Here is a 21,887-nt window from a genome sequence, read left to right as displayed (position 1 = left end):
CGATAAGGAAGCCGCCATGTCCCTGCGCACCCTGCTGGGTTTCGCCACCCTCACCGCCGCCCTGGCGATGACCGCCTGCACCACCACGACGCCGCCGGCCGACGCGGGCGCCGGAACCGCGCCCAAGCCCGGCTCGGGCAAGTGCGACGCCGAACCCGTGCAATGGGCCGTCGGCCAGGAAGGGAACCAGGCCAACATGGGCCGCGTCTGGCGCGAGAGCGGCGCGGGCCTGATCCGTCCCATCGGCCCCAACCAGGCCGTCACCATGGACTACCGCCAGGACCGGGTGAACGTACACCTGGACAAGGACAACAAGATCACCCGGGTCACCTGCGGCTGACATCGTCTCCGTCAACGCGCAGCGCAAGGCCGCGCCAGCAACCGGCACTGTCGGTCGCGGGTGGCGTGATGCATCGAGCACGTGCGCGAGCGTGCCCGATGAGTGGCGGCGCTCCCGTCGGTTAACGACATGCGAATGCCGGCTGGGCGATGCTTGGCCCATCATCCGTTTGCTGTTGGAGCCTGCATGTCCCGTTATGCGATTCCCGCCCTGCTGCTGACCCTGACGCTCGCCGCCTGTTCGGCGCCCGCGCCCGACGAACAGACCGCCGCCACGGAACAATCGCAGGCCGCCGCCGCCGAGCAGGCCGAACCCGGCGCCGATCCCACCGGCACCGCGCCCGCGCCGGGCAGCTGCGACGACACCCAGGCGCAGTGGATCATCGGCAAGACGGCTACACCCGCCGACACCGAGCAGGCCGGCAAGGATGCAAAAGCCACCGCGGTGCGCACGCTCAAGCCGGGCGAAGCCGCCACCATGGAGTTCAATCCCGATCGCCTGAACATCGATCTGGACGACAAGGGCGCGGTGACGGCGGTTCGCTGCGGTTGATCGATTCTCCGTAGTGGAAGAGTGCCCCCATCCCGCCCTTCCCCCGCGGGCGGGGGAAGGGGCGATGCGCGGGCGCAGCTCATTTGCCTCGATCGTTTGCGGGGACAAGGAGCGGAATACGCGAACAGGGATTCCCTCCCTTCAGCGGTACTGCTGAAAGCGCCCCCATCCCAACCTTCCCCGCGAGCGGGGGAAGGGGCAACGTAGGAGCATGACGCCTTCCCCTGATCATTGCGGTGAAGGCGCGAGACACGCGAGCAGGATGCCCTCCCCTTCACCGGTTTGCGGGAAAAAGAAGCGGAACTCGGACACCCCCTCCCTTCACCGCTTGCGGGAACAAGGAACGGAACACGGACACGGCTCCCTCCCCCCGCCTGCGGGGGAGGGTTGGGGCGAGCGCGCGCCGTCACCTTCCCCCGCGCGATCGCACGCCAGCGGAAACGTCTTAAGATCCCCGCCATCGCATCGACGCCACCGGCGTCGGCACGCACCGGGAAAGGATCCCGCATGGCCGGCAAGCTCCGTACTCTCGCATGGCTGTTCGCCGCCGCGCTCGCCGGCTGCGCTTCCTCTTCTCCGCCGAAATCCGCGCCGCGGGCCGCGATCGCACCCGCGCCGTTGCCGCCGCGTTGCGATCCTTCCGCCGCGCAAGGCGTCATCGGCCTGCCGATCGACGCCGGCGTGATCGAGAAAGCGCGCGCGGCCGCCGGCGCCGACATGGCGCGCGCCGTGCGTGTGGATCAGGTCGGCGTGCACGACTACCGCGCAGGCCGCCTCAACCTGTATCTGGACACGCAGCGACGTGTCGCGCGCGTCGGTTGCGGTTGAGCACGCACACGAACCGCGTGCGCAGCAGACCAAAGAAAAGCCACTGAAAAAGTTGCTTCTGCAACTATCGTCGCCCTCGTCGGAACGCTGTTGCGGCACCGCAACATCTGTGCTTTAGTCGGGGCTCCGGTGACATTTCGAAGTGCCGCTGCGGGGCAGGGCACGGTGTCGCCATCAGCAAAGTTTGAGGCAGAAATGGCCCCTCGCAGTCGCCACGGGCTCTACGACCCGAACGACGAACGCGACGCATGCGGTTTCGGCATGATCGCGCAGTTGGATGACCAGCCGTCACGCGCGCTGGTCGACACCGCCATCGCCGCGCTTTCGCGGATGACCCATCGCGGTGGTGTCGCCGCCGACGGACTTACCGGCGATGGCTGCGGCCTGCTGATCCGCAAACCCGATGCCTTCCTGCGCGCGCTGGCCGAGGAAGCCGGCATCGCCATCGGCGCGCGTTTCGCCGCCGGGCTGGTATTCCTGCCGCACGACGCCGCGCAGGCGGATCGATGTCGCGCCGTACTGGAAGCCGAGCTGCGCCGCGCCGGCGCGGTGCCGCGCGGCTGGCGGGTGCCGCCGACCGACGACAGCGTCTGCGGCGTACTGGCCAAGGAAACCCTGCCACGCATCGAACAGATCTTCGTCGACGCCGGCGCTGGCCAGGACGACGACGCTTTCGGCCTGGCGCTGTTCCTCGCCCGCCGCCGCAGCGAACAGCAGCTGCGCAGGGACATCACCGACTTCTACGTGGTCACCCTGTCCCCGCATGCCATCGGCTACAAGGGCATGGTGCTGCCGGACAAGCTGCCGATCTTCTACCCGGACCTGCAACGCAGCGATCTGACCAGCAGCGCGGTGGTGTTCCACCAGCGCTTCTCCACCAACACCCTGCCGCGCTGGCCGCTGGCGCATCCGTTCCGGCTGCTGGCGCACAACGGCGAAATCAACACCATCGAGGGCAATCGTCGCTGGGCGCAGGCGCGCAGCAAGGTGTGGAAGACGCCGCGCTTCGACATCGCCGAGTTCGATCCGGTCATCTCCATGCACGGCTCCGACTCGCAGAGCCTGGACAACATGCTGGAGCTGCTGGTCGCCGGCGGCATGGATCTGCTGCAGGCGCTGCGCATCCTGGTGCCGCCGGCCACCCAGTCGCTGGAATTCAAGGACGCCGACCTGGCCGCGTTCTACGAGTTCTACGGCCTCAATACCGAGCCGTGGGACGGTCCCGCCGGCATCGTCGCCTGCGATGGCCGCTACGCCGCCTGCATGCTGGATCGCAACGGCCTGCGCCCGGCGCGCTGGATGCTGACCAGCGATCGCCACTTCCTGGTCGCCTCCGAAGCCGGCGTGTGGGAAGTGCCCGCCGAGCGTGTCACCCGCAAGGGCAAGCTCGGCCCCGGCGAGATGATGGCCATCGATCTGAAGCGCGGCGATCTGCTCGACAGCGAAGCGGTGGACCGCATCAACCGCGGCCGCGCGCCGTACAAGCAATGGTTGCATCACGGCGTCACCTACCTGCAGACCGAACTGATCGATCCGTCGCTGACCGACGCGCCGTTCGACGAGAAGACCCTGCGCGGCTTCCACAAGCTGTTCCAGCTGACCACCGAGGAAGTGGAGCAGGTGCTGCGTCCTCTCGCCGAGACCGAGCAGGAAGCCACCGGATCGATGGGCGACGACACCCCGATGGCGGTGCTGAGCCGGCAGACCCGGCCGCTGTACGACTACTTCCGCCAGGGTTTCGCCCAGGTCACCAACCCGCCCATCGATCCCTTGCGCGAAGACTGCGTGATGTCGCTGGCGACCCAGCTCGGCAAGGAAACCAACATCTTCCACGCCGGTCCGGAGACGGTGAACCACGTCATCCTCAATTCGCCGGTGCTCAGCCAGCGCAAGCTGCGCCAGCTGCTGAAGATGGATCCCTACGACCAGAAGCACCGCTACGTCGACCTGTCCTACAGTGTCGAGGAAGGCCTGAAGGCGGCCATCGAGCGCATCTGCGCCGAGGTCGAACAGGCCGCGCGCGAAGGCATGGTCATGGTGGTGCTGAGCGATCGCCGCCCGCAGCAGGGCCGGCCGATGGTGCATGCGCTGATGGCGACCGGCGCGGTCCATCACCACCTGTGCCGCGAAGGCCTGCGCTGCGACGTCAACCTGATCATCGAGACGGGCACCGCGCGCGACGCCCACCACATCGCCTGCCTGATCGGCTACGGCGCCACCGCGGTGTATCCGTACCTGGCCTACCAGACCCTGTTCGACCTGGGCCGACGCGGCATCCTGCAGCTGAAGAAGGGTGGCGAGCAGGCCCAGATCGGCCGCAGCTATCGCAAGGGCATCTACAAGGGCCTGTCCAAGATCATCTCCAAGATGGGCATCTGCACCATCAGCAGCTACCGCGGCGCGCAGCTGTTCGAGATCGTCGGCCTGGATCCGGACGTGGTCGAGCTGTGCTTTGCCGACACCCCGTCGCGCATCGGCGGCGTCGGTTTCGAACGCCTGGACGCCGAGGCGCGCGAACTGGAAGTCCGCGGCTGGAATGATCGCAGCCAACCGGAAATCGGCGGGCTGCTCAAGTACGTCCACGGCGGTGAGTACCACATGTACAACCCGGACGTGGTGACGACGCTGCAACGCGCCACCCGCACCGGCGATGCCGCCGACTGGCAGCGATACGCCGATGCGGTGAATTCGCGCCCGCCGTCCGCGCTGCGCGATCTGCTGGCGCTCAAGCGGGCGGAAACGCCGACCCCGCTGTCGGAAGTGGCCGATGCCGGCGATCTGCTGCGCCGCTTCGACACCGCCGCGATCAGCCTGGGCGCGCTGTCGCCGGAAGCGCATGAAGCGTTGGCGATCGCGATGAATCGCCTGGGCGGACGCAGCAACTCCGGCGAAGGCGGCGAGGATCCGGCGCGCTACGGCACCGAGAAGCGCAGCAAGATCAAACAGGTCGCCTCCGGCCGCTTCGGCGTCACCCCCGAGTACCTGGTCAACGCCGAGGTGCTGCAGATCAAGGTCGCCCAGGGCGCCAAGCCCGGCGAGGGTGGCCAGCTGCCCGGCCACAAGGTCAACGAACTGATCGCCCGCCTGCGTTACGCGCGCCCGGGCATCGGCCTGATCTCGCCGCCGCCGCACCACGACATCTACTCCATCGAGGATCTGGCCCAGCTGATCTACGACCTCAAGCAGGTCAATCCGCAGGCATTGGTCTCGGTGAAGCTGGTCTCGCACGCGGGCGTCGGCACGATCGCCGCCGGCGTGGTCAAGGCCGGCGCGGATCTCATCACCATCTCCGGCCACGACGGCGGCACCGGCGCCAGCCCGATCAGTTCGATCCGCTATGCCGGCGTACCGTGGGAGCTCGGCGTGGCCGAAGCGCACCAGGCACTGGTCACCAACCAGCTGCGCGAGCGCACCGTGCTGCAGACCGACGGCGGCCTGAAGACCGGCCTGGACGTGGTCAAGGCCGCGCTGCTGGGTGCGGACAGCTTCGGCTTCGGCACCGGCCCGATGATCGTGCTGGGCTGCAAGTACCTGCGCATCTGTCACCTCAACAACTGCGCCACCGGCGTGGCGACCCAGGACGAACGCCTGCGTTCGCAGTACTTCACCGGCCTGCCGGAACGGGTGGAGAACTTCTTCCGCCTGCTCAGCGAGGAAGTGCGCCAGTGGCTGTCCTACCTGGGCGTGCGTTCGCTGGACGAAATCGTCGGCCGCACCGACCTGCTGGAACAGATCGACGTCTCGCCGCGCGCCGGCGTGCGCATCGATCTGGCCCGCCTGCTGCAGGGTGCGCAGACCGGCAGCGAAAGCTGCGCGGCCCAGCGCCTGTACGAGTCGCCCGACAGCCTCGCCACCCAGCTCGATGGCCTGCTGGCCGAACCGATCCGGCGCAAGTCCGGCGGCGAACACCGCTTCCTGATCCACAACACCGACCGTTCGATCGGTACCCGCCTGTCCGGCGCCATCGCCCGCGCGCACGGCAACCAGGGCATGGCCGACGCGCCGTTGAATCTGCGCTTCCGCGGCAGCGCCGGGCAGAGCTTCGGCGCGTTCAACGCCGGCGGCCTGCAGATGGAACTGGAAGGCGAGGCCAACGATTACGTCGGCAAGGGCATGGCCGGCGGCCGGCTGGTGGTGCGTCCGCCGCGCGGCGCGCGCTTCGAAGCCCGCAACACACCGATCATCGGCAACACCTGCCTGTACGGCGCCACCGGCGGCGAGCTGTTCGCCGCGGGCCGCGCCGGCGAGCGCTTCGCGGTGCGCAATTCCGGCGCGCTGGCGGTCATCGAGGGCGCCGGCGATCACTGCTGCGAGTACATGACCGATGGCATCGTGATGGTGCTGGGCCGGGTCGGCCTGAACTTCGGCGCCGGCTTCACCGGCGGCCTCGCCTACGTGCTGGATCTGGATCGCGATTTCGTCGATCGCTACAACCACGAACTGATCGACATCCACCGGATCTCGCCGGAAGGTTTCGAGAGCCACCGCCAGCACCTGCACAAGCTGATCCAGCGCCACCGCGAACTCACCGGCAGCATCTGGGCCCAGCAGATCCTGGACGAGTTCCGCGATTACGTCGGCAAGTTCTGGCTGGTGAAGCCGAAGGCCGCCAGTCTGGAATCGTTGACGGATTCGCTGCGCAGGGCCGCCTGATGCAGCGCGAACGCACCCCCATCCCAACCTTCCCCCGCAAGCGGGGGAAGGGGCGGAACACGCATGCGTCCCCTTCCTCCATTTCTGGAGGAACCCGACAGCGCACGGAGACAGCTCCCTCCCCCGCCTGCGGGGGAGGGCTGGGGTGGGGGGGGCCATCGTGCACGTCCCGCTCCCGTATCGCTGAAAGTGAAAGCGCCCCCATCCCGGCCTTCCTCCGCGCGCGGGGGAAGGGGCAGAGAGTCCAGCCATGAGCAAGAAAAGCGTCTTCCAATTCCTCGAACTGCCCCGGACCATGCCGCAGCGCATTCCGCTGGAGCTGCGCACGTCCGGCGACTGGGGCGAGCTGTACGGGAAATTCGACAAGCCCGAGGCCCAGTACCAGGCGGGACGCTGTCTCGATTGCGGCAATCCGTATTGCAGCTGGAAGTGCCCGGTCCACAACGCGATTCCGCAATGGCTGCAGCTGGTGCAGGAGAACCGCATCGAGGAAGCCGCGGCGCTGTGCCATTCGACCAATCCGCTGCCTGAAGTCTGCGGCCGCGTCTGCCCGCAGGATCGTCTCTGCGAAGGCGCGTGCACGCTGGAGGAATTCGGCGCGGTCACCATCGGCGCGGTCGAGAAGTTCATCACCGATACCGCGCTGGCCAACGGCTGGCGTCCGGATCTCAGCGACGTCGTCGCGACCGGCAAGCGGGTGGCGGTGATCGGCGCCGGCCCGGCCGGCATCGGCTGCGCGGATCGACTGGCGCGCGCCGGCATCCACGCGGTGGTGTATGACCGCTATGAACAGATCGGCGGCCTGCTGCAATTCGGCATTCCCACCTTCAAGCTGGAGAAGAGCGTCATCGCCCGTCGCCGCGAGGTGCTGGAAGGCATGGGCGTGGAGTTCCGCCTGGGCGTGGAAGTGGGCCGCGACGTGAGCCTGGAGGAACTGCTGGCCGACTACGACGCGGTGTTCCTCGGCACCGGCGCCTATCGCTACACCGATGGCGGGCTGGAAGGGCAGGATCTGGACGGCGTGCTGCCGGCGCTGCCGTTCCTGGTGCAGAACGGCCGCATCGTCGGCGGCAACGCCCCCTGGGGTCGGCCGATCGCCGGCTGGGAAGACAAGCTGGCGCTGCCGGACCTGACCGGCAAGCGGGTGGTGGTGCTGGGCGGCGGCGACACCGGCATGGACTGCGTGCGCAGCGCGATCCGGCTGGGCGCGGCCAAGGTCACCTGCGCCTATCGTCGCGACGAGGCCAACATGCCGGGCTCGGCGCGCGAAGTCGCCAACGCGCGCGAGGAAGGCGTGCGCTTCCTGTTCAACCGACAGCCGCTGGCGATCCGGGGCGACGCCGACGGCAAGGTCGTCGGCGTGGAAGTGGTCGAAACCCGGTTGGGCGAACCGGATGCGCGCGGCCGCCAGAGCGCGGTGCCGATCGAGGGCAGCGAATCGCTGCTGGACGCCGACGTGGTGATCATCGCGTTCGGTTTCTCGCCGAGCGTGCCGGAATGGCTCGCAGCGCAGGGCGTGGAAGGCACGCCGAATGGACGCATCGTCGCCGGTGGCGACGATCGCCTGCCGTTCCAGACCGCGAACCCGAAGCTGTTCGCCGGTGGCGACGCGGTGCGCGGGGCGGATCTGGTGGTGACCGCGGTGGCCGAAGGGCGCGACGCGGCGGCGAGCATCGCCGAGATGCTGGCGGAATAGTTCTCCGCGTCGATATCCCGCACTCGCGCGCGGACGTCGGTGGATTGGTATGGCAATGGTGGGCCAAAACCCACCTGTGCCGCGCACGCGGGATCGCTAGACTAGCGCTTTCCCCTTCGACGCCCGTCCATGCGCCTGGGTCTTGCCGCCAACCGCCTGCACCACCATAACGAAGATGCCGCGCTGTTCCGCTGGCTGCGCGCCTGCGAGTCCGGCATCCGCGAACTGAAGCTCGGCCTGCACGCGGTCGGGCGCACCCACGACGCCATCGCCGCCGCCGGCATGCTGGCGAACTATCCGCAGCTGCGGCGCTATCCCTATGGCCGCGAAGGCGGGCTGATGAAGCTGGTCGCGGAAGTGGTCGGACTGGAAGGCGCCGAGCGCAATCTCGATGGCGCGATCTATCTGATCGATCCGGTCGATCCTTCTTCCATCTTTCCCGAAGCGATCGCGCTCAAGCGGCAGTGCGTGATCCACGGCAAGCCGTTCCTGTCGACCGTCGCCTCCGCGCGCGACTGGGTGGAGATGGAACGCATCCACGCGGGCTTCTCGCCGGATCCGGGCGCCGACCGTTTCCACGCGCTGGAGGAACAGACCCTGGCGTTGATCGCGCATGACGCGATGAAGCCGCAGATGCTGGCTTTCGCCGCCGAGCATTTCGATCTGCTCTCCCGCTTCGCCCATCGCGTCGCCACCGGCACCACCGGCCAGCGCCTCAACGAACTGGCCTGGAGCCGTGGCTGGCCGCAGGACAAGCCGTGGGCCGAGCGCTACCAGAGCGGCCCGATGGGCGGCGACGCGCAGATCGCCGATCGCGTGCTGGAGCATCGCTGCCAGCGGGTGATCTTCTTCGAGGATCCGCATGTGGCGCGCCAGCACGAGGCCGACATCCAGTTGCTGGAGCGCGCGGTCACCACGGTCACCGATGAGGCGGTATGCATGACCTCGCCGATGGTGGCGAGGCGATGGCTGGTGGCGGTGGAGTTGCGCGCATCCAGACGTTGAGTGGGTTTGCGGTTGTTTGAAGCGGGTGATGTCGGGGGGCTTGTCGCGGAAAGCGCCCCCATCCCAGCCTTCCCCCGCAGGCGGAGGAAGGGGCGGATCGCGAATGTCGATATCCCTCGAACCAAGATTGGGCGGTCAACAACCGGCCGACCAACCAACCAGCCGCGCCCGGACACCGCCCCCTCCCCCGCCCGCGGGGGAGGGTCGGGGTGGGGGCCAGGCGGACGAACCCCGCGCCATGACGACCCGCAGCACGAGCGCACTACCACTTTCCCCACCCGCAGAGTGAGACAAACCGCGAACCGAGCATTCCACTCATCTCCACGCATCGGGCCGCACAGCGCTTTCTGCTCGTCGCATCCCTGGGCGACAATGCCCCGGTTCCGTTGAGCAGCCCCTTCATGTCCAACGCTTCCCCGCCACGCCACCTGTTGCGCGATCTGTCCCTGTCCGCCATCGCCGCCGGTTTCGTCACCGTGCTGGTCGGCTTCGCCAGTTCGGCGGTCATCGTGTTCCAGGCCGCCCAATCGCTGGGCGCCTCGCCGGAGGAAATCAGTTCGTGGATGTGGGCGCTCGGCCTGGGCATGGGTCTGACCTGCATCGGCTTGTCGCTGCGCTACCGCATGCCGGTGGTGACCGCATGGTCCACGCCCGGCGCGGCCATGCTGATCAGCAGCGCGGCGGGCCTGCCGCTGTCCGATGCCATCGGCGCGTTCCTGATTTCGGCGGGCTTGATCACCGCCGCCGGCTTTTCCGGCCTGTTCGAGAAGACCATCAGCCGCATCCCGGTGTCGCTGGCCTCCGGCATGCTGGCCGGCGTGCTGTTGCGCTTCGGCCTGGACGCCTTCGTCGCCATGAAGACCCAGCTGGGCATGGCGCTGACCATGTTCGCGGTCTACCTGCTCGCGCGCCGGCTGCTGCCGCGCTACGCGGTGATCCTCACCCTGCTGGTCGGCATCGCCTTCGCCGCCGGACTGGGCCAGCTGAAGACCGACGGGCTGAGCTGGGAATTGGCGAAGCCCATCTTCATCTTCCCGAGCTTCTCGCTGCCGGCGCTGTTCGGCATCGCGCTGCCGCTGTTCGTGGTGACGATGGCCTCGCAGAACGTGCCCGGCGTGGCGGTGATCCGCGCCTCCGGCTATGCCATTCCGATCTCGCCGGCGGTGGGCTGGACCGGCGTGGCGAACCTGCTGCTGGCGCCGTTCGGCGCGTTCGCGCTCAACCTCGCCGCGATCACCGCCGCCATCTGCATGGGTCGCGAGGCGCACGAGGATCCGGATCGGCGCTATGTCGCGGCGATCGCGGCGGGCGTGTTCTACGTGCTGGTCGGCATCTTCGGCGCCACCGTCGCAGCCCTGTTCGCCGCGTTTCCGAAAGAACTGATCATGGCGATCGCCGGCATCGCGCTGCTCGGCACGATCGGCAACAGTCTGTCGGCGGCGCTGCGCGAGGAATCGCATCGCGAGCCGGCGTTGATCACCTTCCTGGTCACCGCCTCGGGGTTGAGCATCGCCGGCATCGGATCGGCGTTCTGGGGATTGATCGCCGGCGTGGCCACCCTGCTGATCTGGCGACGCGGATAGGACGCCGCGCTCACGCGGTTTTCATTTCGCCGAATGGTTCACGCCGTCTTTCCGGCGGGTTCATCCGCCGGTGAAGTCGGCGGCGGCAGGATGGGATTCCCTCCAGCAAGGAGCGAACCATGCAGACGCTTTCCTTCATCCGCCCTTCCCGCAAACTCTGGCTGTTGTCGCTGGCGCTGGCCGCCACGCCGCTGCTGGCGCAAGCGCAAGCGCAGGATCCCGCCAAGGCCGCGATGACCGAACCGCAGGTGCGGGCCCTGCTGACCGAGAAGGGCTATACCCGCATGGACGATCTCGATTTCGAGGACGGCATGTGGGAGACCGACGCGACGAGCGCCGACGGCAACCGGGTCGACGTGCGCGTGAATCCGGCCAACGGCAACATCAAGGCCGAGGCGCTGGTGTCCAACTTCAGCGAGAACGACATCAAGGCGAAACTGGCCGCCGCCGGCTACTCCAAGGTGCATGACATCGATTTCGACGACGGCATGTGGAAGGCCGAGGCCGAGCGCGCCGACGGCAACGACGTGGAGATCCATCTGGACGCCACCAGCGGCGCGATCGTCCACGTCGAGAACGACTGACGACGACTGACGCGGCACCGCCGGCATCCGCCGCGGACGAATGAACTCTCTCTCCCGTCCGGGGCGTGATCGGCGGTGAAGGGAGGTGGCCTCCGGCCCGTGCGCCGGCAGGCCGCCTCCCGGCGCGGAACGCCCGCCGGAACGCGTGCCTCAGTCGTCCGTCTTCTTCGCCCCGCTCAGATCCAGCGGCTGACTGCTCTTGTCGTCCTGCGACCAGCGCACGCCGCTGTTGCGTTCGCAGTCCTTCGATACCGGATCATTCGGATTGTCCGGCCGGCTGGCGCACAGCGGATTCATGTCCACCGCCGCGTTGGTGTCGTAGTACTCGGGCTGGCTGGCGCAGCCGGCCAGCACCATTGCAAAGGCAAGCAATATCGTTCCGCGCATGGGGTCACCTCACCGTATGTATCCGGCGCGAGCATCCCCCATCCCGGACACGGCGAACAGTGCCGGAGGTCGAGTTCCCGGCAGGTCCGGATGATCAGGCGTGCGGCACCGGCGCCGGCCGGGCGAAGCGCCAGCCCACCAGCAGACCAATGAACAGCAGCAGCGACGCCAGCATCCACGGCGCGCCCGGCAGGTGCGCCGGCGCGTTCTTGCCGATGAACAGGGCGAAGGTGCTGGCGTACATCATCGGCCCGATGACGCCCGCCAGGCTGACCAGGCTCATCAGCGCGCCCTGGATGCGGCCCTGCACTTCCGGTCCGACCTGGCGCGTGATCAGCGCCTGGGTGGCCGGTCCGGCCAGTCCCCACAGCGCGCTGATCGGCAGGCCGGCGAGGAAGATCCAGCCCACGTCGGCCAGGCCGTAGATGAAGAAGCCGGCCACGCCGCAGGCCAGGCCGAACAGCAGCGTGCGGCGCTCGCCCAGCTTCGGCACCACCCGGCCCACCAGCCCTGCCTGCACGATCACGCTGAACACGCCCACCAGCGCCAGCACCATGCCCACCTGGTCCTCATCCCAGCGATATTGGTATTCGGCGAACAGCACGAATACGCTCGGATAGACGTAGTGCGCCAGGTTGGCGATCAGCACCACCGCCGCCAGGCCGAACACCTGCGGATAGCGTCCCAACAGGAACAGCGAACCCACGGGATTGGCATGCGACCAGTCGAAACGCGGCGTGCGCTTTTCCTTCGGCAGCGATTCCGGCAGCACGAACCAGCCGTACAGGAAATTCAGCAGCGCCAGTCCGGCCGAGAACCAGAACGGTGCGCGCGGATCGATCTTGCTCAACTGTCCGCCCAGCAGCGGACCGAGGATGAAACCCAGACCGAACGCCGCGCCGATCATGCCGAACGCCTGCGCGCGCTTCTCCGCCGGGGTAATGTCGGCGATGTAGGCGTTGGCGGTGGTGAAGCTGGCCGAAAACACCCCCGAAAAGATGCGCGCGATCAGCAGCCACGGCAGCGATTGCGCCAGCGCCATCAGCAGGAAGTCCGCGCCCAGCCCGAGGCAGGACAGCAGGATCACCGGTCGACGACCGAAACGATCCGACAGCGCACCCTGGATGGGTGAGGACACGAACTGGATGATCGCGAACAGGGTGCCGAAGATGCCGACCCACCAGGCCGCCTTGGCGAAATCGCCGCCGACGAACTCGCGCACCAGGCCGGGCAGCACGGGAATGATCACGCCGAACGACAGGATGTCGATCAGGACGGTGATGAAAATGAAGATCAGCGCGGCGCGGCGGCCGCTGACAGGCGGGGCTTCGGTCACGGGATACGCACGGCGGAAAAAAGGTGCCGCAGTGTAGTGGATCTCCCGTCTACAAAGGTGAGACGGACAGGCGCTGTCCCAATCGATGTTCCGCGCCCGGCGCCAGCCGGACGACATCGGCGCCGGCGTTGGCGGTTTCCACGCACAGGAATTCCCGCCAGCCCTGCGCCGGCAGGTCGGCGATGGCGGCGGCGCCGGCCTCGCCCGGGTTCCAGATCACCAGCGACCGGCTGCCCCGGGTTTCCAGCGTGATGCGGCGCCGGCCGACCGCGTCGGTCAGGACAAAGCGCGCGCCCGCGTCTTCGTAGATCCGGTCGCTGCGGCCCGGATCACGCGGCTCGTCCAGACGCCAGTCGCCGGCCTGCACATGCTCGTTGCCGTCGAACTTGTCGGCATAGCGCAGGCCATCCACGCCGGAAACGGACACCTGCCGCGCGTCGCCGACCGCGAAGTAGCTGTGCAGCGCCTGGGTGAACGCGATCCCGGCATCGCCCGCATGGGTGGTGATGAGCGTCTGTTCCAGCACGGCGCCGATACGCAGCCGCTGGCGCAGGCGCAGTGGCGTGCGCGGATCCGGCGGCAGCGCCAGATCCAGCACCACCGCATCGTCCTCCTCCACGGCATCGACGAACTGCCATGTCGAAACGCGTGCGTGGCCGTGCTGTGGCGCCTCGGCGGACTGCCCGTCGCGACCGAAGTACGGCCAGCACACCGGCACGCCGCCGCGAATCGCCTGCGGTGGCCGGCGCGTGGTGGACGAGCACCACAGCACCTCGTCGAAGCCCGCCGGTTGCCACCCCAGCAACTGCCCGCCATGGATGCTGACCGCCGCGCGCACGGTGGGTGTGTCGATCCGCCAGGCGGGAATGCCGTTGAAGTCGCCGGGTTTCACGAAAGCGGACGTCGAAGTCATGGGGTATTCCCGGGCGGTGCGACCGGCGGGCCGGTGCGTTCGAGGGCGGTGAGAATCTTCTGCCCGGCGCGGCCATCGGCGGGAAGCAGGCCAAGGCGCACTTGCTCGGCCTGGAGGGCGCGGCGGGTGTTTGTGCCGATCATGCCATCGGCCGCGCCAATCGCGTGGCCACGCGCCAGCAGCAGCGTCTGCAACTGCCGGCGTTGCGCGCGCGACAGGCCCGGATCGTCGGTGGGCCATGGGGTCAGCAATCCCGCGCCCCCGCGCAGGCGATCCGACAGCAGCGCGATCGCCAGCGCGTAGCTCTCGGCGGCGTTGTAAGCGTAGATCGCATCGTAGTTGCGGAACACCAGGAAGGCGGGACCTTGCGCGCCGGTCGGCAACAGCAGCGCCGCGGGCATATCCGCCGCGGCCAACCCGCCACCATCGGCGCGGGTGATCCCGCGCGCCAGCCAGTCCGCCAGCGGGCGCCGCTTCGTGCGACCCGCCAGCGAGGCGTCGAAACCCGGCGGCAACTTCACCTCGTAGCCCCACGGTTCGCCGCTGCGCCAGCCGGCGCGCTGCAGGTAGGCGGCGGTGGAGCCCAATGCGTCGGGAATACTGTCGACCAGATCGCGCCGGCCATCGCCATCCTGATCCACCGCGATGCGCGCATAGGTCGAGGGCATGAACTGGGTATGGCCGAACGCGCCCGCCCAGGAGCCGGTCAGATTCGGATCCCGCAGATCGCCCGATTGCAGCAGGCCGAGCAACGACAGGAATTCGCCGCGAAAGAACGACTGCCGACGCCCGAAACAGGACAGCGTGGACAGCGACACCAGCAGCGGGCGCTTGCCCGACACCCGGCCGTAGTCGCTCTCCACGCCCCACACCGCCACCACCGTCGCCGGATCCACGCCCGACTGCGTACTCACCGTGGCGAGCAGAGCGCGATGCAGGTCGAGTTGGCTCCGGCCATCGGCCACGCGTTCGTCATCGACCAGTCCGGCCAGGTAGTCCCACAGCGGCGTGGTGAATTCCGGTTGCGCATCCAGCAGATCCAGCACCGACAGATCCGGCGCCAGATCGACGGTCAGCCGATCGAAACCATCCGCCGTGATCCCGCGCGCGGTCGCCAGCGGCCGGAGTTTCGCCAGGCAGGCGTCGAACACCGGATCGCGCCGCACCGGCACGGGCGGAGTGGACGGCGGCAAGGGCGCGGGCAGCGACTGCGCCGGCGGCGTCACCGGTGGCGCGGTCGGAGGAAGCGGCGGCGGATCCTGCGGCGCCAGCAGCGCCCACAACAGCAGCGGTTTCATCGATGGGCCTCCTGGCCGGTGGGGCCTTCTACTCTGCCCTGCCCGATGTCGATTGGCGACCACAAGCCTGAACGGCCCGAAGTGCCGAACCCGACGCGTCAATTCAGGGGTGATCGCCGTCCACGTACAACCAGCGTCCGTCGCGTCGCACGAAACGGCTGAGCTCATGCAGCCGCACCGCCGGACCGCCTCCCGCGCGGTAGCGCGCGACGAACTCGACCTCGGCGGTGCTTTCCCCGGCGGCGTTCTCGCCCGTCGGGCGATGCCGCTTCACCGTCAGGCCCAGCCATCGGGTGCGCACGCCGCCGGGCGCGTCCAGTCCGAGGTCCTCTGGGCGGGTCGCCGGATCCCAGGTCGCACGCAGATAGACCGCATCGCCGCGCACGAACGCGCTGTAACGCGAGCGCATCAGCGCTTCCGCATCCGGAGCGGATTCACCGGCGTGGTAGCGACCGCAGCAGGCCGCATACGTCGCGCCGGAACCGCAGGGACAGGTATCAACCGGGGAGCTCATCGGATCAAGGGTCATGGGGCGGGAAGAAACAGCCTAGTTCAATCCCGCCTTCGTCACCTAGAGCCCCAACGCCGGATTCTGCGCCACCGCGCAGGCACGCAAGCGTTCGGCGGCCGCGTCCTTGCCGGCGCGCGACAGCATGTCCGCCAGATCGCTCTGCGCGGCGGGGTCGCCCAGCTGGGCGGCATGCCAGCGCAGGCTTACCACCGTGGAAAGCGAGCCGTCGTAGGTCGGCCCTTCATGCTGCGACATGGCCTGTACCAGCGTGGCGAGCTTGTTGTAGCCCGCCGGAACACGCTTGCGCAGCAGCCATGCGACCACCGCCTGCGCCGATTCCCAGTCCTCGTCCGCCATCATCGCGTCGAAGAGACCTCCGGCCGCGCGCCAGTTGCCGGTGCGCGCGGCGCGTACATACGCCGCAATCGCCCCGGCATCGTCCAGCATCATGCCGGCGCGCGGCAGCGTCCGCTGCGAGGGGGCGCTGGCCAGCTTCGCATCCAGTCGCGCGCACCGGAATGTGCCCGGATCCTGCCGGCCCTCGGGCGAGGCCAGCCAACGCCGATGCGAGGTCTGCGCTTCACCCAGGACACCCGCCACCTTGCGCGCGGGGACGGACTCGAACACCCAGGCGACGCGGGCTTCCCGCGTCCGTTGCCGCAGATCCGATTCGCGATCGCTCTCGGCCTGCTGTTCCCGCTGCCATGCCGAATCCTCGCGCGGGCGGATGGTCACGCAGCGCTCGAACGCGTCCGCCGGCTGCTGCCAGCAACCCGCCGGGACCTTCACCGGAAACCGGCCCCAAACCATCTCCAGTACATAGTCTTCGTGTCCGTCGCGCGCCGACACCGCGACCCGCGCGGCTTTGTCACTCAAGCCTTTGCGAATGACTTCGCCATCGGGCAACTGCCATTGATAGGGCTCGCCGGACATGCGCGCCTCCAATTGCAGATACGGTTCGTCGGCGGCCATCGCGGCCCCCGTCAACAACAGCAGGCCAAGCCCGCAGGCGCGAAGGCGCGCATGACGACCCGGATTTGCATGACGATGCGGCACCGGCATCTCCTGAAAACAAAGCGCCATTTTGCGCGCGCCCACGCCGATCCGAAGCGACAAGGCCTTCAATGTCAGATTCCGCACTTCATTTTTTCACCTGCGGAGCCGGACAGGCTCAGCCGTCATAAGCGCGGCAACCCCAGCGGAATGCCTGTGCGGCCGCCTCGATGCCGCGTCCAATCACCAGCCGTGGCGCGGTCTCGTCCACGCCGGCGCGCACCGGCATGACCCGGCTGTACTGCACATCCAACTCGCCAAAACCGTCGATCGCCGCCCGATCCGGGGCATGCGGCGCGGCCTGCATGCGGCGTGCGAAGTCCTCCATGTCGCCACGGGCATGCGCCACCACGATGGTACCGCTGTCGCCGCGCACCACCACGGCCGGCACTTCGGTGCCATCGATGCGCAGCGGCGTGGCGAAACGGTACAGCAGGTCCAGCGTTTCGCCGGGTGCGCGGTCCAGTACATCGACTCCGCTGGCGCGCAGACGCCCGGCCAGCGCCGGATCACGGCCATCGGGAAAATCGGTGCGGCAATGCAACGCATCGGCGAACAGCGTCGTCACGTCCAGCGGCTTGGCGGAATCCGGTGGCGTGGGCGATGCGCAGGCCGCCAGGAGCAGGGGCAGCAGGCCGGCGAACAGCTGGAAACGGGTGGACGTACTGACGGTCATGCGATGGCCCTCCGGTGGCGATGCGCGGTGCGGGATGTCCGTGTTCTGGTTGCGTGCCCGGGCCGGCATCCGCCTGCGCGATGCCGGCCCGCAGGCTCAGCGGCGGCCGCCGGTCTCGATGAAACGCAGGAACTCGGCGCGGGTGCGCGCGTCCTCGCGGAACTCGCCCAGCATCTTGGAGGTGACCATGCTGACGCCGCGCTTGTGCACGCCGCGCGTGGTCATGCACTCGTGCGCGCCGTCGATCACCACGCCCACGCCGCGCGGCTGCAGCACATCCTGGATGCACTGCGCGATCTGCGCGGTCAACTTCTCCTGCACCTGGAAGCGGCGCGCGTACACGTCCACCACCCGCGCCAGCTTGCTGATGCCCACCACCTTGCCGTTGGGCAGATAGCCCACGTGCGCCTTGCCGATGATCGGCGCCATGTGGTGCTCGCAGTGGCTTTCGAACTCGATGTCGCGCAGCACGATCATCTCGTCGTAGCCGGCCACTTCCTCGAACGTGCGCGCCAGATACTCGCGCGGGTCCATCCGGTAGCCGCTGAACCAGTCGCGATACGCCTTCGCCACCCGCTTCGGGGTATCCAGCAATCCCTCGCGCGACGGATCCTCGCCGGCCCACTCCAGCAGCACGCGGACCGCGTCTTCGGCCTGCTCCTGGCTGACCTTGCCGGGCTTGTCGTCGGAATGGCTCATGGCATCTGGACCTGCTTGCGGGGGTGGAGATCCTACCGCATCAGCCGGTCCTTCGTTTTCCCGTGTGCGGCGCACGGGAAACCCCTCTTCGTTAGATGAGATCTTCAAGCTACTGACACGGATCGAAGCCGCACCGGCACATTGATGAGCTCCCGCCCGAGAAGTGGTGCGAGATCCTACTCCGCCGCCTCCGGCGCACAGAACGCGTTGCTGTAAATCCCCGACCGATCAAAGCAGCAGGCACGGCGCTTGCCGGACTCCAGCTGATCACACGCGGTTGCGATGCGTTTCGCGCGGGTTTCGGCTTTCTTGCCGGAGGTCATCCACTGGATCCAGTCGCGGCGCGCGACCGGGGTGAGGGTGGCCCATTGCGCCTTGGCGGCCGGATGCTCGGCCAGCGCCTTGCGGATGTCGGGCGGCACCTTGGGTTCGGGTTCGACCGCCACCGGCGCCATTTCCAGCGCCACGGTGTCGCCCACCGACACGCCGGCGGCCTCGCGCAGTTCCTTTTCCACCTTGAGCCAGTGGCTGCCCTGCCCATCCGGCTCCAGCGTGGCCTGGAAGGCGTGCCCGTCAAGCTTGCCGTCCACGGTCACCTGGCTGCGCGTGGGCAGCTTGGCGCTGGCCTCGGCCGGCAGGACCAGAAAGGTCCAGGCCGCCCCTTTCGGCTCCGCCGGGCGAGCCAGCTTCGCCTTGAATTTGACGGTGTCGGTGGCTGTGCTCATGGGAGCGAAAGATAGCATCATGACCATGGAGGGGTAAGCACCGCCGAACGCAACAGGTTCTGCTCCTCTACGCCCATCCTGCAACGCTAGATAACACGAAGGCAGAGCCCTATTGGCCCAGATAGATTCTCTCCCTTTCAGCCAGGTGCTTGTACAAGCGTTGGCAACGAGCGTCGCTATGAACCGCACTCGTTGGCTTATCTCGATAATCCTTGCAAAGACGAACCAACATGGCGTTATCGGCGTAAGTTGCCGTCTGAATCACCAAGGCAAGACCTATTCCGACCAGTACTGAAGCGATGAGAAGTGCTTTCATCGTCTGGCGAATGCCCTTTGTCTTGACGTCCATAACATCGAGGAATCTAAGTATCGCCATACAGACCCAGATCAGCGCGAATATGTATGTCGTGGCAAGCATCCAGCCTTTTTCCTGCCATGGTCCTGTGACAGCTTCGCTGTGGTAGGCGGCTGCACCGAAGGCCGCAACGGCAACCGCAACCGCCCAGTTGCGCCCAAGCTCCAGGACGCCCTCCAAGAACTTCATTCTTGGTGGCCTGGATTGATCTCCGGTCTTTACATTGTTGATGCCGGAATCATCATTTCCGTTCGCTTGTCCCTGCTGACTCGTCATCTCACTTCCGCGTGGCTGGAAAGACATGGCTTGATATCGACCGTTGGCATGCGGTCTTTAAGCTGTTTCCACAGGAGGTTCACCGCAGCCACGCGACATGGCTATGTTCCGGAACCGGCGACCGCCTTCTCCAGTGCCGCGATGTCGATCTTCTTCATCTCCATCATCGCCTTGAACGCACGTTCGGCCTGCTCGCCACCGCCGCTCACCAGTTCGATCAGCCGGCGCGGCGTGATCTGCCAGCACAGGCCAAAGCGATCCTTGCACCAGCCGCACATGATCTCCTGGCCGCCGCCCTCGGTGATGGCCTTCCAGTAGCGATCGGTTTCCGCCTGATCCTCCGTCGACACCTGGAAGCTCATCGCATCGCTGAAGGTAAACGAGGCGCCACCGTTCAACAGCAGGAAGGGTTTGCCCAGAATCGTCATCTCGATGGTCAGCACGCCACCCTGCTTGCCGTCGGGATAGTCACCGGGCGCGCGGTTGATCTTGTCGATGCGGGTATCGGCGAAGGTGGCCGCGTAGAAGTCGGCGGCTTCCTCGGCGTTGCCGTCGAAACACAGGCAGGGCTGGATACGCGGGATCATGGCGGGCCTCGTGAGTCGGGTTCGGGAGGGTGAGCGTACTGCCGTCGCGTTGGACCGGCGTGAAAGATCACGAACGCTTGGCCGCGCTCGCCAGTGCCTCGGTCACAAGCCGTTGCAGCAGCGCGCCGGACGCGGCCTTCATGTCCGCCGCGATCGCCGGCCGCTGCTGCTCCAGTTTCGGATAGAACGGCGACCTGCGGCCTTCGGCCGCCAGCGAGCGCAGCTCTTCCGGGGAGAGGTGCGCCGCATGGGCCTTGGCGAGGTTCGCATCCCATTCGGCCTGGTATTTGGGCGTCAGCCGGCTTATCTGCGCCTTGACGTCCGTCGGTGAAACGGTGGCATAGGCATGAGTGGAAGCCGCTACTTCGTTCGCCATCTCTTCCAGGTTGGCACCCATCCTGAAGTTGCGCACCAGATCGGCGGCCGGGTCGCCCGAGGAGGGGGCTTCATGGATTGGCGCATCCGCTGATACCGCTGGCGTGCCGTTTCCGCAGCCGGCCAACGCGAGGCTCGCCGCGATCATCACGACGCGCAGGGTGTTTCCTTTCGGCATGTTCATGTCCTTGAAAAAATGTCCGGTTGGCCGATTGACTCCGGGTGCGATCCGCAGCCATGCCGTGGCGATCAATCCCGGATCGGCACTTCCGCGAAATCGAATGTCCACTTGTCTTTCCATCCGTCACCCGGCTCGATGAAGGCGAGGAGGATGGCCTCCATCTGTTCGACCGATTCGGGTGCCTCCCGGATGACCGCTTCCCTATGCTCATGCCGGTTCCGGTACATCGCCGACAGTCCATGTTGGGGGTCGAGGCTTCCGCTGACGTCCATGGACACGCCCGGTGCCAACACCACTGTCACCGCGTGGAAGCCGCCTGCCCAGTCCACAAGCTGGAGTGCCCTTCGGATGGCCTGTGTGGAAATTTCCGCGGAGAAAAACACTTCTTCGTCTCCGAAACTCGACACCACATGGATACCCGCCCTCGACTCGACGGGATCCACTCGCCAGTCGGCCGCGACGACCGATGGGGTCACCAGCACCAGAAGCATCAGGATTCGTGCGAATAACGATTTCATGGTCCTCTCCCTCCGAATGCCATTCCCGCGATTCCCCTTTCGTTCCCTTGCCTCCGCGAAGCGCAGGCGCACGGCCAGAAATCCCGCCCTCGTCTACATCGATAGTGACACGGAGAAGAAACCATCCGGCCATATGAGAACGCAAGCGCACCGATGACGCGCGGCTGCAGGTTATTCCAGCGGGTTTCCCCGACGCGCGCCACGTCTCGCGTCCCGCTATCCCTTTCCGGGCAGGTCATGGATGCCACTGGTGCGGCGAACAAGAAACGCGTCCGCCACCTGTCGAACGGTTCTGCCGTCCGTCTCGATGACGTGGCGCCGGTGCGCATCCAGCACGGCCTCGAACTGCGCGTGCATGCGGGTCACCACCTCCGGCGTGGCCGAGGGTTGGGTGACGCGTTCGCGGGCACGCGCGAGCGCCGTCGCGAGGGGCGCGTGCAGCAGGACGTACTGGAACGTCGGCACCGCCGCCGTGATGGCCGGCAGCAGCCAGGGGCCAATCACGCCGTCCAGATAGGCCATGTAACCGCCCGCCGTGTATTCGGTGACGGCCGCCAGACAGGCGCGGACGACGGTGCGGTTCTGCGTGTCGGCCTCGGGCAGGGACGGGTCGCGCCGGTGCGCCAGCGCACGGAAAAAGCCATCCATCTCCAGATGCACGCCCTGCGGGTCTTCCGAGGCGAGCAGCCGCGCCAATGACGTCTTGCCGCTGCCCGGCACGCCGCCCACCACCACCACATTCGTCATCGGCTTACC

General features: G+C 67.4%; 22 protein-coding genes. 8 read left to right on the top strand and 14 right to left on the bottom strand.

The window, feature by feature from the left end; translation table 11 throughout:
- Positions 1–16: 16 nt before the first annotated feature.
- The 8 genes from AC3DEZ_RS01730 (at position 17) to AC3DEZ_RS01695 (ending at position 11,241) form a co-directional block, all read left to right on the top strand.
- Positions 17–340: an I78 family peptidase inhibitor gene (locus tag AC3DEZ_RS01730; protein WP_488386665.1), complete on the top strand. Its 324-nt coding sequence runs from the start codon at positions 17–19 to the stop codon at positions 338–340.
- A gap of 186 nt (positions 341–526) precedes the next feature.
- Positions 527–892: an I78 family peptidase inhibitor gene (locus tag AC3DEZ_RS01725; RefSeq protein ID WP_488386664.1), complete on the top strand. Its 366-nt coding sequence runs from the start codon at positions 527–529 to the stop codon at positions 890–892.
- Between the two features lie 507 nt (positions 893–1,399).
- The gene (locus AC3DEZ_RS01720) at positions 1,400–1,720 is read left to right on the top strand and encodes an I78 family peptidase inhibitor (RefSeq protein ID WP_488386663.1); all 321 of its coding nucleotides are present in this window, start codon (positions 1,400–1,402) and stop codon (positions 1,718–1,720) included.
- A gap of 195 nt (positions 1,721–1,915) precedes the next feature.
- Positions 1,916–6,373, top strand: coding sequence for a glutamate synthase large subunit (gltB, locus tag AC3DEZ_RS01715; protein ID WP_488386662.1), 4,458 nt, complete (start codon positions 1,916–1,918; stop codon positions 6,371–6,373).
- Between the two features lie 250 nt (positions 6,374–6,623).
- The gene (locus tag AC3DEZ_RS01710; protein ID WP_488386661.1) at positions 6,624–8,069 is read left to right on the top strand and encodes an FAD-dependent oxidoreductase; all 1,446 of its coding nucleotides are present in this window, start codon (positions 6,624–6,626) and stop codon (positions 8,067–8,069) included.
- A 129-nt stretch (positions 8,070–8,198) separates the two neighbouring features.
- On the top strand, positions 8,199–9,074 hold the full coding sequence (locus AC3DEZ_RS01705) for a methylglyoxal synthase (RefSeq protein ID WP_488386660.1): 876 nt from the start codon (positions 8,199–8,201) through the stop codon (positions 9,072–9,074).
- A gap of 401 nt (positions 9,075–9,475) precedes the next feature.
- Positions 9,476–10,657 (top strand): benzoate/H(+) symporter BenE family transporter, encoded by a 1,182-nt coding sequence (locus AC3DEZ_RS01700; protein ID WP_488386659.1) that lies wholly within the window; start codon positions 9,476–9,478, stop codon positions 10,655–10,657.
- A 119-nt stretch (positions 10,658–10,776) separates the two neighbouring features.
- Entirely contained in the window at positions 10,777–11,241 is a 465-nt protein-coding gene (locus AC3DEZ_RS01695) for a PepSY domain-containing protein (RefSeq protein ID WP_488386658.1), read from the top strand.
- Positions 11,242–11,391: 150 nt separating this feature from the next.
- On the opposite strand, the gene AC3DEZ_RS01690 is transcribed toward AC3DEZ_RS01695, so the two are convergent.
- The 14 genes from AC3DEZ_RS01690 to AC3DEZ_RS01625 form a co-directional block, all read right to left on the bottom strand.
- Positions 11,392–11,628, bottom strand: a complete 237-nt coding sequence (locus AC3DEZ_RS01690) for a hypothetical protein (protein WP_488386657.1) — start codon at positions 11,626–11,628, stop codon at positions 11,392–11,394.
- Positions 11,629–11,722: 94 nt separating this feature from the next.
- Positions 11,723–12,964, bottom strand: a complete 1,242-nt coding sequence (locus AC3DEZ_RS01685) for a TCR/Tet family MFS transporter (RefSeq protein ID WP_488386656.1) — start codon at positions 12,962–12,964, stop codon at positions 11,723–11,725.
- A 49-nt stretch (positions 12,965–13,013) separates the two neighbouring features.
- Complete coding sequence (locus AC3DEZ_RS01680; RefSeq protein WP_488386655.1) at positions 13,014–13,877, bottom strand: D-hexose-6-phosphate mutarotase; 864 nt, start codon at positions 13,875–13,877, stop codon at positions 13,014–13,016.
- A complete protein-coding gene (locus AC3DEZ_RS01675) occupies positions 13,874–15,175 on the bottom strand; it encodes a lytic murein transglycosylase (protein WP_488386654.1) in 1,302 nt (433 codons plus the stop codon). The genes AC3DEZ_RS01680 and AC3DEZ_RS01675 overlap by 4 nt, the downstream gene beginning before the upstream one ends.
- Positions 15,176–15,278: 103 nt before the next feature.
- Complete coding sequence (locus AC3DEZ_RS01670; protein ID WP_488386653.1) at positions 15,279–15,689, bottom strand: YchJ family protein; 411 nt, start codon at positions 15,687–15,689, stop codon at positions 15,279–15,281.
- Between the two features lie 57 nt (positions 15,690–15,746).
- Positions 15,747–16,742 carry a hypothetical protein gene (locus AC3DEZ_RS01665; RefSeq protein WP_488386652.1) on the bottom strand — a complete coding sequence of 332 codons (996 nt, stop codon included), beginning with the start codon at positions 16,740–16,742 and terminating at the stop codon, positions 15,747–15,749.
- 115 nt (positions 16,743–16,857) lie between these two features.
- Entirely contained in the window at positions 16,858–17,415 is a 558-nt protein-coding gene (locus AC3DEZ_RS01660; RefSeq protein WP_488386651.1) for a hypothetical protein, read from the bottom strand.
- Between the two features lie 96 nt (positions 17,416–17,511).
- Positions 17,512–18,114, bottom strand: coding sequence for a GTP cyclohydrolase I FolE (gene folE, locus AC3DEZ_RS01655; RefSeq protein WP_488386650.1), 603 nt, complete (start codon positions 18,112–18,114; stop codon positions 17,512–17,514).
- Positions 18,115–18,290: 176 nt separating this feature from the next.
- Positions 18,291–18,839 carry a YdeI/OmpD-associated family protein gene (locus AC3DEZ_RS01650; protein ID WP_488386649.1) on the bottom strand — a complete coding sequence of 183 codons (549 nt, stop codon included), beginning with the start codon at positions 18,837–18,839 and terminating at the stop codon, positions 18,291–18,293.
- 109 nt (positions 18,840–18,948) lie between these two features.
- Complete coding sequence (locus tag AC3DEZ_RS01645) at positions 18,949–19,470, bottom strand: hypothetical protein (protein WP_488386648.1); 522 nt, start codon at positions 19,468–19,470, stop codon at positions 18,949–18,951.
- Positions 19,471–19,571: 101 nt separating this feature from the next.
- Complete coding sequence (locus AC3DEZ_RS01640) at positions 19,572–20,057, bottom strand: VOC family protein (protein WP_447104073.1); 486 nt, start codon at positions 20,055–20,057, stop codon at positions 19,572–19,574.
- A gap of 67 nt (positions 20,058–20,124) precedes the next feature.
- On the bottom strand, positions 20,125–20,685 hold the full coding sequence (locus AC3DEZ_RS01635) for a hypothetical protein (protein WP_488386647.1): 561 nt from the start codon (positions 20,683–20,685) through the stop codon (positions 20,125–20,127).
- Complete coding sequence (locus tag AC3DEZ_RS01630) at positions 20,682–21,131, bottom strand: hypothetical protein (RefSeq protein ID WP_488386646.1); 450 nt, start codon at positions 21,129–21,131, stop codon at positions 20,682–20,684. Before AC3DEZ_RS01630 ends, AC3DEZ_RS01635 begins: the two co-directional genes overlap by 4 nt.
- Before the next feature lie 216 nt (positions 21,132–21,347).
- Positions 21,348–21,878, bottom strand: a complete 531-nt coding sequence (locus AC3DEZ_RS01625) for an AAA family ATPase (protein WP_488386645.1) — start codon at positions 21,876–21,878, stop codon at positions 21,348–21,350.
- Between the last annotated feature and the right edge of the window lie 9 nt (positions 21,879–21,887).

Source organism: Pseudoxanthomonas sp. 134C1 (genome assembly GCF_057773065.1).
Note: the sequence above shows the minus strand (reverse complement) of the source record. Positions and strands in the feature narration are given on the sequence as shown.

Coding starts and splice junctions, on each gene's coding strand:
- gltB (WP_488386662.1), top strand. CDS start 1,916: ATGGCCCCTCGCAGTCGCCACGGGCTCTACGACCCGAACGACGAACGC.
- AC3DEZ_RS01705 (WP_488386660.1), top strand. CDS start 8,199: ATGCGCCTGGGTCTTGCCGCCAACCGCCTGCACCACCATAACGAAGAT.
- AC3DEZ_RS01660 (WP_488386651.1), bottom strand. CDS start 17,415: ATGACCGTCAGTACGTCCACCCGTTTCCAGCTGTTCGCCGGCCTGCTG.
- folE (WP_488386650.1), bottom strand. CDS start 18,114: ATGAGCCATTCCGACGACAAGCCCGGCAAGGTCAGCCAGGAGCAGGCC.
- AC3DEZ_RS01710 (WP_488386661.1), top strand. CDS start 6,624: ATGAGCAAGAAAAGCGTCTTCCAATTCCTCGAACTGCCCCGGACCATG.
- AC3DEZ_RS01690 (WP_488386657.1), bottom strand. CDS start 11,628: ATGCGCGGAACGATATTGCTTGCCTTTGCAATGGTGCTGGCCGGCTGC.
- AC3DEZ_RS01730 (WP_488386665.1), top strand. CDS start 17: ATGTCCCTGCGCACCCTGCTGGGTTTCGCCACCCTCACCGCCGCCCTG.
- AC3DEZ_RS01700 (WP_488386659.1), top strand. CDS start 9,476: ATGTCCAACGCTTCCCCGCCACGCCACCTGTTGCGCGATCTGTCCCTG.
- AC3DEZ_RS01630 (WP_488386646.1), bottom strand. CDS start 21,131: ATGAAATCGTTATTCGCACGAATCCTGATGCTTCTGGTGCTGGTGACC.
- AC3DEZ_RS01675 (WP_488386654.1), bottom strand. CDS start 15,175: ATGAAACCGCTGCTGTTGTGGGCGCTGCTGGCGCCGCAGGATCCGCCG.
- AC3DEZ_RS01670 (WP_488386653.1), bottom strand. CDS start 15,689: ATGAGCTCCCCGGTTGATACCTGTCCCTGCGGTTCCGGCGCGACGTAT.
- AC3DEZ_RS01680 (WP_488386655.1), bottom strand. CDS start 13,877: ATGACTTCGACGTCCGCTTTCGTGAAACCCGGCGACTTCAACGGCATT.
- AC3DEZ_RS01645 (WP_488386648.1), bottom strand. CDS start 19,470: ATGACGAGTCAGCAGGGACAAGCGAACGGAAATGATGATTCCGGCATC.
- AC3DEZ_RS01720 (WP_488386663.1), top strand. CDS start 1,400: ATGGCCGGCAAGCTCCGTACTCTCGCATGGCTGTTCGCCGCCGCGCTC.
- AC3DEZ_RS01725 (WP_488386664.1), top strand. CDS start 527: ATGTCCCGTTATGCGATTCCCGCCCTGCTGCTGACCCTGACGCTCGCC.
- AC3DEZ_RS01640 (WP_447104073.1), bottom strand. CDS start 20,057: ATGATCCCGCGTATCCAGCCCTGCCTGTGTTTCGACGGCAACGCCGAG.
- AC3DEZ_RS01695 (WP_488386658.1), top strand. CDS start 10,777: ATGCAGACGCTTTCCTTCATCCGCCCTTCCCGCAAACTCTGGCTGTTG.
- AC3DEZ_RS01625 (WP_488386645.1), bottom strand. CDS start 21,878: ATGACGAATGTGGTGGTGGTGGGCGGCGTGCCGGGCAGCGGCAAGACG.
- AC3DEZ_RS01650 (WP_488386649.1), bottom strand. CDS start 18,839: ATGAGCACAGCCACCGACACCGTCAAATTCAAGGCGAAGCTGGCTCGC.